The sequence below is a fragment of the Rothia sp. HMSC066H02 genome (assembly GCF_001814995.1).
Taxonomy (GTDB): Bacteria; Actinomycetota; Actinomycetes; order Actinomycetales; family Micrococcaceae; genus Rothia; species Rothia mucilaginosa.
Genome location: NZ_KV818684.1, coordinates 61,990 through 72,897, shown reverse-complemented (window position 1 = coordinate 72,897; position 10,908 = coordinate 61,990). Strand labels below are relative to the sequence as shown.

Annotated in this window: 7 protein-coding genes; 2 read left to right on the top strand and 5 right to left on the bottom strand. The window is 61.1% G+C overall.

Annotated elements, in window-relative coordinates; all coding sequences use genetic code 11:
- Nucleotides 1–71: 71 nt before the first annotated feature.
- Nucleotides 72–1,496 (bottom strand): transcriptional initiation protein Tat, encoded by a 1,425-nt coding sequence (locus tag HMPREF2999_RS05735; RefSeq protein ID WP_070676750.1) that lies wholly within the window; start codon nt 1,494–1,496, stop codon nt 72–74.
- Nucleotides 1,497–2,083: 587 nt separating this feature from the next.
- On the opposite strand from HMPREF2999_RS05735, the gene HMPREF2999_RS05730 reads away from it, so the two are divergent.
- Nucleotides 2,084–3,523, top strand: coding sequence for a histidine kinase (locus HMPREF2999_RS05730; RefSeq protein WP_210399541.1), 1,440 nt, complete (start codon nt 2,084–2,086; stop codon nt 3,521–3,523).
- Between the two features lie 41 nt (nt 3,524–3,564).
- Complete coding sequence (locus tag HMPREF2999_RS05725) at nt 3,565–4,416, top strand: response regulator (RefSeq protein WP_070676754.1); 852 nt, start codon at nt 3,565–3,567, stop codon at nt 4,414–4,416.
- A 155-nt stretch (nt 4,417–4,571) separates the two neighbouring features.
- On the opposite strand, the gene HMPREF2999_RS05720 is transcribed toward HMPREF2999_RS05725, so the two are convergent.
- From HMPREF2999_RS05720 to metG, 4 genes are all read right to left on the bottom strand, one after another.
- On the bottom strand, nt 4,572–4,889 hold the full coding sequence (locus tag HMPREF2999_RS05720) for a nucleotidyltransferase family protein (protein ID WP_049345616.1): 318 nt from the start codon (nt 4,887–4,889) through the stop codon (nt 4,572–4,574).
- Nucleotides 4,890–5,068: 179 nt separating this feature from the next.
- A complete protein-coding gene (locus tag HMPREF2999_RS05715) occupies nt 5,069–7,822 on the bottom strand; it encodes an ABC transporter permease (protein WP_070676756.1) in 2,754 nt (917 codons plus the stop codon).
- A gap of 3 nt (nt 7,823–7,825) precedes the next feature.
- Nucleotides 7,826–8,593, bottom strand: a complete 768-nt coding sequence (locus HMPREF2999_RS05710; protein WP_070676759.1) for an ABC transporter ATP-binding protein — start codon at nt 8,591–8,593, stop codon at nt 7,826–7,828.
- A 336-nt stretch (nt 8,594–8,929) separates the two neighbouring features.
- Complete coding sequence (gene metG / locus HMPREF2999_RS05700) at nt 8,930–10,474, bottom strand: methionine--tRNA ligase (RefSeq protein ID WP_070676764.1); 1,545 nt, start codon at nt 10,472–10,474, stop codon at nt 8,930–8,932.
- Nucleotides 10,475–10,908 lie beyond the last annotated feature (434 nt).

The following is a 10,908-nucleotide window of genomic DNA, read 5'->3' as shown; positions in this document are numbered from 1 at the left end:
CCCCGGCTGAATATTCAGCCGGGGAATATCGTTTATCTACGAGTTCTCACAGGGTAAGAACTTAGACGCTATTAGGAGCGCTCGCAGAGGTAGACCTTCACGTAACCGGGGTTACGAACGCCGGATTCCTTCGCAGCGTTGTTAGCGGATGCGATGGCACCGCCGGTAACACTGGGAGCAACGTAGGAGCCACCAGCGCCACCTGCGCCTGCCTGAAGCAGTGCGCTAACGTTCTGGCGGTAACGAGTGGGCTCTTCGTTACCGTTCCACTTCTGGGAGGTGATGATGGAGGAGAGGCCTCGAGCAGCACCGGAGCCACCGCCACCGTAACCTGCGCCACCACCTGCGGAGACAACAGTCTGGTAACCGTTGAAGGACTTACGGGTGGAGTCCTCGTCCAGGTTGGTCTTATCGTTGAGGTTAACAGGGTTGGTCGCGTGAACGATTTCCAGCTTGGAGATATCGTTGTTGTCAATCTGGTAGGAGTACGCGAAGACGCCGTCTGCACCCTTACCGTCGAAGCCGGAGCCACCCTTGTCACCAGCGGTAGCGGAGCTGAAGAGCTCCTGCTTGTTCTGGCTGGTGAAGCCCAGAACACCGTAGACGTTAGCCAGCTTGTACAGCAGGGGCTGCTCGCCACCTGCACCACCCTGACCGTTACCGCCACCGTTACCGCCGGCAACCTTCATAGCGGTGCCAGCAGTAGTGTGCGGCTTCAGAACGGTGTAGTGGGAGACAGAGGTCTCAGCACTGTCACCGGTTGCTGCGGATGCGCTTGCACCAGCGGGCAGAACGGACTTAACGTCAGGGTCGCTCAGGCGGGTGGTGGAAGCGTCGACTGCCTTGGGGTTGTAGTACTTACCCGAGGGCATGTTGTTGGTACCGGGCTGGGTACGGATACCCGCACCGCCACCGCCACCTGCAACAGCAACCGGGGTGCCGTTGATAATCAGAGCGGAGGAGCCACCGCCGGAACCACCGTAGAGGTAGCGCTTCATATCGGAAGGCTTGGACCAGTTAGCGTCAACCTGAGCCTTGACGTCAGCGGGAATGGGCTGCTCGTTGACGTCACCACCGTTACCGTAACCCTTACCACCGGTTGCGGGGCGGGTCTGCCACAGTGCGGGGCTGTCGACGCCCCTGACGGACTCCAGGTAAGCCACACCACCGGAAGCTGCGACCAGCTCGATGACCTGGCCTTCCTTGACGGGGATTACACCGGTCACGAGAGCACCGGAACCACCAGCAACCTGGTTGGAACCGCCACCTGCACCACCAGCGACCTCGAACTTGATCTTGTCGACCTTCGCGGGAACGGTGAACTTGACGGTGTCCTTAGCGCCGGAGGGCTGACCGGAAATGTTGAACTTGGGAGCAGATGCGTACTCGCACTCAGTGGAAGATGCAAAAGCGGGAACTGCAGCAGATGCTGCAACAACCGGAGCAGCCCATGCTGCGCCAGCGACAACCTTGCGGCGAGAAATATTAGTAGACATATATGTCCTTCGAGAGTGATGTCATTTTGAGGAATAAAGGTTATCACCCGCCGTCGTGCGCGGCGAAGAACGTCACCTGATGAGATTCGAGTGAGTGAAGTAGGCTTGCGCCTAACCTCTGGTGATAACGACATAATGCTGTAACCGGTCCCCTATCATAGGGACTTTCGCGTTTCAGAGCGCTTGGTGTTCGCTCTGCGAGGTCATAGACCATCGGCGTAGATTTCGGTACAGCCAAAACTATACCCATCAAGGACCTACACCGCAATGGTTCCAAAAATGGTTTGATGAGGGGGTTTCCCTTAAACTCTCCGCCTTAGTTGAAGGTTTTTCAACCAAAATAGGTTACTTAAGGGAGTTATGGGTCTCATAAACCCGAATTCGAACCCCATACAACCCCAAACTCTCAAGCTTTAGTTGAATAAACAATCTGCAAAAAAGTAATCAAGGTCACTAAAAATAGCTGTTTTTGGCGTGTCATACTCACTCAAGCACACGCCCCCACACACAAACCCACAAAATTTCCTGCACGTGAGAGCAAAAAAGAGGCTCCCAGCCCCGACCCACCACCCCGATACACTGGAAACATGCCCCTCAAACACACCGAACCCCAGCAGAACCCACAGCACAGCACAGAGACAGCCGAATCAGGCCACGCCGTAACGCATACCCGCGGCAGCTCAGAAAGCAACGACCTGCCCGCCGACGCCATCAGCGCCTCCAGCCGCGTGCAAAGCTACCTCAGAGACAAACGCGGCTGGATGAACTTCATCGTCGTCGCGCACATGCAGTTCTTCTGCTGCGTGCTCTCCGTTGCCTTCATCAACGGCTACGGCTGGATCCCGCTCATCTCCGCGCTCTGCAGCACCACCGCGCTCTACTTCCGCTACCGCTTCCCCTACGGCAGCATCTACGTGGTCATCGCGGCGCTCTGTCTCACTCTCGTGACCCCCTTCCCCGACTCACTCGTCATCACCTGCTACCCGCCGGTCAGCCTCGCCGCCTACCACACCGGCAGGCACTGGACCCGCCGCGCCCGCTTCCGCGCCCTCATTCTCGGCTGGGTCGGCGCACTCGCCGTCACCGTGCAGGCCTCGCTCTCGTTCCTCTACCATTGGGACGACATGCCCGCCCGCATCTTCATCTCCCTGATGCTCGGCGTGCTCTGCGGATCCATCTTCACCGTCTTCTGGTTCCTCGGCGACTCCCGCCGCATGCGCGAACTGCGCAGCGAAGAGTTCAAAGAACGCGCCCGCCGCCTCGAATACGAACAGGAACAGGAACGCCGCCTCGCCGCGCAGGACGAACGCACCCGCATCGCCCGTGAAATGCACGATATTGTGGCGCACTCGCTCTCCAGCATTATTTCCCAGGCAGACGGAGCACGCTACGCCGCCGCGAGCGCCCGCACCGCACGCGCCCAGCAAACACAACAGGCGCAGCAGGCAGAGCAACAGACCGAACAGGCAGAGCAGTGGGGTCAGGCTCAGCAGAACGAACCGGATATTGCCGAGCAGACCCTAGAACTCATCGCAGACACGGCACGCGACTCCCTCACGCAGATGCGTTCCCTGCTCGGGCTACTCCGCACGGACGAGGCGACCGCCTACGCGCCCGTGCCCACCCTCAACGATGTGCCCGCCCTCGTGGAGCAGAGCCGCCGCGCCGGGCTACCCGTCACCTTCACCGGAATCACCGGCACCATGGCGCGCACCCTACCGCAGGGTGCCGAACTGGCGGCGTACCGCACCGTGCAGGAGGCGCTCACCAACGCGCTCAAGCACTCCCCCGGCGCGGCAACCACCGTCACTATTCACTGGGGCGAGGACGGTCTGCAGTTGCGGGTACATAACGACCCGGTTTCCTCTGCCACAGCTCAGCACATTGCCCGCCCTGTACCCGGTAGCGGCAACGGTCTGCGCGGCATGAGCGAGCGCATCGCCCTCTACCACGGCACCCTCACCTACGGTCTGCAGCCTGACGGCGGCTGGCTCGTTGAGGCGGCGCTGCCCTACCGCGACCTCTAATACCCGCGCCCTCTACTACCTCGTGATCTAGGATTGAAACTATGTACTCTTCTGCACCACAGACCACCCAGCCGATCCGCGTGATGCTCGTTGACGACCAGCGCCTAGTGCGCGGCGGCTTGAGCATGCTCGTCAATTCCCAGCCGGACCTGCAGGTCGTCATGGAAGCTGATGACGGCCTGGCGGCGATTGACGTTTTTGACCGCATGGTCTCTGAGGGGCAGGCGCCGCAGGTCATCCTCATGGATGTGCGTATGCCACACTGCGACGGTCTGGAGGCGGCGCGCCGTATTCTGGAGCGTGACGGCGAACGTGAAGTTTCCGAGGATGAGCGGGTGCGCATTATTATGCTCACGACTTTCGATATTGATGAGTACGTATATTCGGCGGTGCGTGCGGGGGCGAGCGGTTTCTTGTTGAAGGACACTCCGCCGGAGCAGCTGCTGGAGGCGATTCGTACGGTGCACCGCGGCGATGCGGTGATTGCGCCGTCTGCGACTCGCCGCCTGTTGGAGCACATGATTCCGGTGCTGGACTCCCCCGCTCCTGTTGTTCCTACCGCTCCTGCCGCTCCTGCCGCCGAGTCTGTTCCTGTTACTCCCCCGGCTGCTGGTTCTGAGCTTCCTAAGGCGACGTTCATTCCGGCTGAGCATGCAAGCTTTGAGCCTGTGCAGGATTATCCGCATCGTGAGTTGATTGAGCAGTTGTCGCCGCGTGAGTTTGAGGTGCTGGGTTTGATCGCGCGTGGCTTGTCGAATGCGGAGATTACGCGGGAGCTGGTGCTGTCGGAGGCGACGGTGAAGACGCATGTGTCGCATGTGTTGGCGAAGTTGGGTGCGCGTGATCGTGTGCAGGCGGTCATTATGGCGTATGAGGCGGGTATCGCCCACTAGCGCTCCCTTATATAAGGGCACAGCAGAATAAAGGACACAGTGAAGCCCCGGCGGGCGCCTCCTGATCGAGGCACCCTCCGGGGCTCTTTAGTTAAGTAGTTTCTTGCATCTCGTCGATGATTCGCTCAAAGTCGCTCATCAGCTCAGGCAACTTCTTATAGCGGCAACTCCACCATGTCTGGTTCTGCCTCCGCATAGATGCGGGGGCGCAACCGGGTGACCATATCAACGCTACGGCCGGTCAGCTGTTCAATGCGGTGCTGAGCATCCACCATCTGCATGAACTCGTCAAAAGGGGCTGCCCCCGGCATCTGAACCAGAAAATCCAGGTCGCTGGTTTCGGTCAGCTCACCGCGGGCGGCGCTGCCGAAGAGTCGGGCACGGCGCACACCAGCGTCACGGAGGATCTGAAGAACCTCCGCTTCATGGGGTAGCGTGTACCCGCGACGCAGATTGGGGTGGCTAGTGCTCATACACCCATCATACGCGCAAAGCCAGGCAGCAGGTCAGCCGCTTAGAACCTAGCTCTATGAATCCGCCCTGTGCACGGCAAAGCCCCGGCGGGTGCCTCCTTTTCGAGGCACCTTCCGGGGCTTTCTCACGCCGAGTATCCGGGTTTGCCGGGTACTGTGACTATGCCAGATACAGCGGGTTAGCCGCGCATACCCTCAACCGGGGACATGCGAGCCGAACGAGCCGCCGGCAGAGCCGAAGCCAGCATCGCGGCAAGCACACCCACAACGAGGATGACCACGTACCAGACGTACGGCAGGTCAAGCACCAGCGGGGCGGAAGCACTCATGGAAGACATAATAATCTGCGCCGAGAGGCTACCAATCACACCACCGGAAACCATACCGAGCACCACTGCGGCGAGCGTAATCAGAATCGCCTCAATGGAAATCATGCGGCGCAGCTGCTTGCGGGACAGACCCAGCGAGCGGAGCATCGCGTTCTCGCGGCGGCGTTCGTTGACCGACAGGGTCATCGTGTTCGCCACACCAATAATCGAGATGACCACTGCGAGCATGAGCATCACCAGGGTGAAGGTCAGCATAACGGTCAGCAGCTGGTCGTAGGTCTGACGTTCCTGCAGACCACCGGTGAAGGAGCTGTCCGGGCTGGCTCGGTTCAGGTCAGCCTGCAGGGTCGCGTTCTCGCTACTGGTCAGCGGGGAGGCGGCGCGCACCAGAACGACGGTGTCGTTACCGGTTGCCTGGCTGGTGACGGTCAGACGTGCTGCCTTCGTCTGAGCTTCCTTGTCACCGCTGGCGATTGCTTCTTCCATGCGCTTCTGAGCTTCCTCAGCGGCAGGGTTGGCAACCTTCTGCGGGTTCTTGGCGTCCTGCAGCTTGGCGGCGGTGGCAGGGTTGACAATCAGCAGGTGCTGCTTGGTTGCGGACTTGACGGGCTTGAGTTCCACTTCGCCGAGCGGGCCGTGTGCCTTCAGACGGCTGGACTCATTCAATCCAGCGGACTTCCAGAGGCCCTGCGGCACGAGCACGGTGTCGTCGGCAAGGTTCGAGTTTTCGTCGGGCAGGATTGCCTTCAAATCGGAGGAGCTCAGCGCCACCAGGTCGGAATTCTGGTTGGCGGTCTGTCCCTCGTATTCGACGGTGTAGTCGACCACACCGGCTGCGTAACCGACGGCGGATGCCTGAACGTTCTTAATACCCTTGACCTTGGAGGCGATTTCCTCCGCCTTGGTCACGGTGGAGGCAGCCTCGGACTGGTCGTACGAGCTGTACTTTGCCTGCGCAGAAATCGGGTACTGCTGATCCAGGGCCTTGGTCAGCGAGGCGCTCAGCACCGAGTAACCGGTCAGCACAGTCGACACGACCAGGGTACCCACCAGCACAGCGCGGCCGGTGGAGACGGTGCGCTTGGGCGAACGCAGCGCGTTGGCGAGCGCGAGCTTGCCGGTCTGGGTGCGGGTGACCGTGCCGAGGGCGCGTACCAGCGGGGGCAGTACCAGCGGGGTGAGGAGGAAAACCGCAATACCGAGCAGCAGCGCGGCCCCCATCATGAAGGCAATGGCCTTATTGCCGGCACCCTCACCGGAACCCTGGTTCTGAGCCAGCATAGCCAGGCCGATACCTGCGGCACCGAAGACCAGACCCAGGATCGGGCCAACCTTGCCGGGCTTGCGCATCTCAAGGTTGGTGTGTTCACTCATCGCGCTAATGGGCGAGATGCGCAGGGCGCTTCGTGCCGGGGAGAGCGACGCCAGAACCGTCACGAGGGTGCAGAGGAGCACACTCACCAGGATCGGGGTGATTGAGTAGGAGATCATGATGGTCGAAACCATGCTTCCCACCAGCATGCCGGCAGGGAAGGTCAGCAGTGCACCGATGAGGGAGAACACCACGCCCACGGTAACCGATTCGATAAGTAGCATCCGTACGAGGGAGCCGCCGCGGGCACCGAGGGTGCGTAGCAGAGCCAGTTCACGGATGCGCTGGCCGACCAGCACCGCGAAGGTGTTGGAGATGACGAACGAGGAGACCAGCAGAGCCAGTGCCGCGAAGGCGCCCAGAACCACGCTAATGGAGGTGAAGACCGTGGAGATGGTCTTCTGGTAGTCTTCCAGCAGCTTCTGACCGGTCATGACGCGCGGGTCGTTCTTGGTGTCGCCGCTGCTGAGGGTATCCTGCAGGCTCTTGAGTTTGGCGTCGGTTACGCCGTCCTTGAACTTGAGGTAGATGAGGTTCGCGCCAGCCATGCTTCGGTAGCCTGCCGCGGAGCTCTTGTTTTCTGTCTCGGCTGCTTTCAGGGTGGCTTCGCCGAGGCTGGTGCCGCCAATGAAGACAGCCTGATTGGTGGTGGAGCCTTCAAAACCGGGGTCGAACAGACCGACGACGGTGTATTCGGCGGTCTTATTGGTACCGGGAGCGCTGACGGATTCCACAACGTCGGTGCTGGTGACCTTGCCGTTCAGCGAGAGGTTGTGCTTCTTCGCGAAGTAGGTAGAGACCATGATTTCGTGGTCGCTACTGGGGATTTTACCCTGCACCTTGTACGGGAAGAGACTCGAGTCGGCGGGCAGCTGGTCGTACTGCACCTGGGTTGCCTGGTCGCCGGTGCCGAGCTTACCCGAGACAGCGTACTGTACCCAGTAGCCGGAGAGCAGGTCGCTCTTTTCTACTTTCTGAATCTGGTCACGAGTCAGGTAGATAGAGGTGCTGTCTTGACCGTCGCTGGTTGTAGCGGCAGAGGCGACAACCGCCTCGGCGCGGGAGAGCACGTCACCCACGGAGGAGTTGACGGTCGCCTGCAGCGAGTTGGTGAGCATCATAATGGCGGCGATGAAGAAGGATGAGATCGCGATGCCTATGCCCGTGAGAATGTATTTTCCTTTGGAGGCGCGCAGGTTGGAGCGCGCCACCGTGTTCAGTGTGGTTGCCACGGCTTATCGACCTTCCAGCTGTGCCATTGCGCCGAGGACGGCGTCGTAGGTGGGTTCGATCATTTCGCCGGCGACCATGCCGTCCTTGATGAAGACCACGCGGTCTGCGTAGGAGGCGGCGCTTGCGTCGTGGGTGACCATGAGGATGGTCTGTGCGTGCTCGGTTGCGGCGGCACGCAGCAGGCGCAGCACCTCGGCGCCGGAGTTGGAGTCGAGGTTACCGGTCGGTTCGTCGGCGAAGACCACTTCGGGGCGTGCGAGCAGGGCGCGCACGATGGCGACGCGCTGCTGCTGACCGCCGGAGAGCTGTTCGGGGCGGTGGTCGAGGCGGGTTTCCAGGCCGAGGGTCTTGACCAGGTAGTCGCGCCACTGCTGGTCCGGCTTCTTACCTGCGAGGCCCAGGGGCAGGTCAATGTTCTGGCCCGCGGTGAGGGTGGGCACCAGGTTGAACGCCTGGAAGATGAAGCCGATGTGTTCGCGGCGGAATTCGGTGAGGGCGTTGTCCTTCAGGCCGAAGAGCTCGGTACCACCAATACGAATCGAGGTTGCCGGGTTCGGGTCGGGGGTGTCCAGGGTTGCGATGGTCTGCATCAGCGTGGACTTACCCGAGCCGGAGGGACCCATAATCGCGGTGAACTTGCCCTGCTCAAAGTCGACGGAGACGTTGTTGAGGGCGTGGACGGTGGCTTCACCCATGCCGTAGGTTTTGGAAAGGTTTCGTGCGGAGACGGCGGGCTGTGCCGTCTGTGCGTGAGGAGTTGTAGTAGTCATAGTTCAATTATTTCACGCAGTATGGCGCTGACTACAGGGTTTTTCTCATCCTCCAGGTTGATTTTGGCGGGTGTTCACCGGGTCTTGACCTACGGGCGCAGGGTTTCCCGGTGCTTCCGCGGTATGAGCTGAACGCGAGGCTGCCGGAACGGGGTACCGACCTCATCCTTAAGTATGAGTGGCGGCCAAACCAGCGTCCCGTCTCTACCCTGCGCCCGTACCTCTCCATACGCGCGTACACGAAAAGCCCCCGGCTCCTCCCCCATCTGGGTGGGGAAGCCGGGAGCTTTCATAGACTATCCGTTACGGCGCTGTCCGCTGATGCTCAGGCAACTGTTATGCCTTGGGTGCTTCGTAGCGGGGGAACACCGGTGCGGGTGCGGGCAGTTCGGTGCCGGGCACGAGTGCGGTGCCGAGGGCTGCGAACTGGCGTGCGTCGCCTTCGGGTACGCCGAGCAGGGTCAGCAGCTTGGCGGTTGCGTCGGGCATGACGGGCTGCAGCAGCAGGGCGACCTGGCGTACGACCTCGAGGGTTACGTACAGCACGGTGTTCATGCGGTCGAGTTCGCCGTTCTTGCGCAGGGTCCAGGGTTCCTGCTCTGCGAAGTAGGCGTTGGTGTCTGCGAGGACGGTCCAGATGCGCTCGAGTGCACGGTGGAATGCCTGCTCGTCGAAGTCGGCGCGAACCGGCTCGTAGAGGGCAGCCGCCTCGTCGAGGATCTTGCGGTCGGCTTCGGTGAATTCGCCGTGCTCGGGCACAGCGCCGCCGCAGTTCTTGGCGACCATCGACAGCGAACGCTGGGCGAGGTTGCCGAGGTTGTTTGCCAGGTCGGAGTTGATGCGGTTGATGATGGACTCTTCGGAGTAGGAGCCGTCCTGACCGAAGGACACCTCACGCATGAGGAAGAAGCGGACCGCGTCCAGGCCGAATGCGTCGACGAGGTTTGCGGGGTCAACGACGTTACCGACGGACTTGGACATCTTTTCGCCGTTGACGAGCAAGAAGCCGTGGCCGAAGACGCGCTTGGGCAGTTCGATTCCGGCGGACCACAGGAATGCGGGCCAATAGATGGAGTGGAATCGGGTGATGTCCTTACCGATGAGGTGCAGGTCGGCGGGCCAGTACTTGGTGAACAGCTCGTTATCGGTGTCGGGGTAGCCAAGGCCGGTCAGGTAGTTGGTGAGGGCGTCGACCCACACGTACATGACGTGCTTGTCGTTGCCGGGTACGGGTACGCCCCAGTCGAAGGTGGTACGGGAGATGGACAGGTCGTTGAGGCCGCCCTTGACGAAGGAGATCAGTTCGTTGCGGCGGGATTCGGGGTAGACGTAGCCTTCGTTGGCGTAGAGTTCGAGGAGCTTGTCGCCGTACTTGGAGAGGCGGAAGAAGTAGGATTCTTCTTCGGTCCATTCGACTTCGGTGCCGGTGGTGATGGCGTAGCGCTGGCCGTCGCGGACTTCGGTTTCGTCTTCTGCGTAGTAGGCTTCGTCGCGTACGGAGTACCAGCCGGCGTACTTGTCGAGGTAGATGTCGCCGTTTTCTTCCATGCGCTTCCAGATGGCCTGGGATGCGACATAGTGGTCGGGGTCGGTGGTGCGGATGAAGCGGTCGTAGCTGATGTTCAGCGCGTCGTTCATTGCTTTGAAGCGTGCGGAGTTCTCGTCGGCGAGTTCCTTAGCGGTCTTACCGAGCTTCTCGGCGGTGGTCTGCATCTTCTGGCCGTGCTCGTCGGTGCCGGTCATGAAGCGCACGTCGAAGCCGTCGAGGCGCTTGAAGCGGGCTAGCACGTCGGCTGCGATGGTTTCGTAGGCGTGGCCGATGTGCGGGTTGCCATTGGGGTAGGAGATGGCGGTGGTGATGTAGAACGGAGTTGCAGTCATAACTTTCAGTTTACCGCAGTCTTAGGCTAGGCTCTCACCGGGGTTACACTCTGATACGCGGTGGCTCATTGCGTGTGGGTGGAGGCTGCCATGCAACAGGCTAAACCGCGACAGCCCTCCCCCACCCCGGTTCGCTAGGCACGGGGCACACACCCAAACCACGAACCACCCCGGCGGGATTAGCTCGAGGTTCGGCACCCTCCTCGCTCCTACAGGGGCACCCGCCCTCGCTTCGCTTCGGGCACCCTGATGTCGCTACAGAGGCCACCGAAACCTCCACGCGCCCACCAGAGGTTGCGTATAGGTGTGCCCACCGGGAGCCCCTGGGTGCAGCTACGTTTTCCGGAAGCGCCCTCAGGGTGTCGCACGGACGCTCTCCGCAGCGAAGCAAGGAAAGAGCGGAGCGTCCGGGGGACGGGTGCCCCTGCGTAGGC

Excerpts from the sequence above, each read along its gene's own strand:
- HMPREF2999_RS05725 (WP_070676754.1), top strand. The coding sequence starts at position 3,565 with ATGTACTCTTCTGCACCACAGACCACCCAGCCGATCCGCGTGATGCTC.
- metG (WP_070676764.1), bottom strand. The coding sequence starts at position 10,474 with ATGACTGCAACTCCGTTCTACATCACCACCGCCATCTCCTACCCCAAT.
- HMPREF2999_RS05710 (WP_070676759.1), bottom strand. The coding sequence starts at position 8,593 with ATGACTACTACAACTCCTCACGCACAGACGGCACAGCCCGCCGTCTCC.
- HMPREF2999_RS05720 (WP_049345616.1), bottom strand. The coding sequence starts at position 4,889 with ATGAGCACTAGCCACCCCAATCTGCGTCGCGGGTACACGCTACCCCAT.
- HMPREF2999_RS05730 (WP_210399541.1), top strand. The coding sequence starts at position 2,084 with ATGCCCCTCAAACACACCGAACCCCAGCAGAACCCACAGCACAGCACA.
- HMPREF2999_RS05735 (WP_070676750.1), bottom strand. The coding sequence starts at position 1,496 with ATGTCTACTAATATTTCTCGCCGCAAGGTTGTCGCTGGCGCAGCATGG.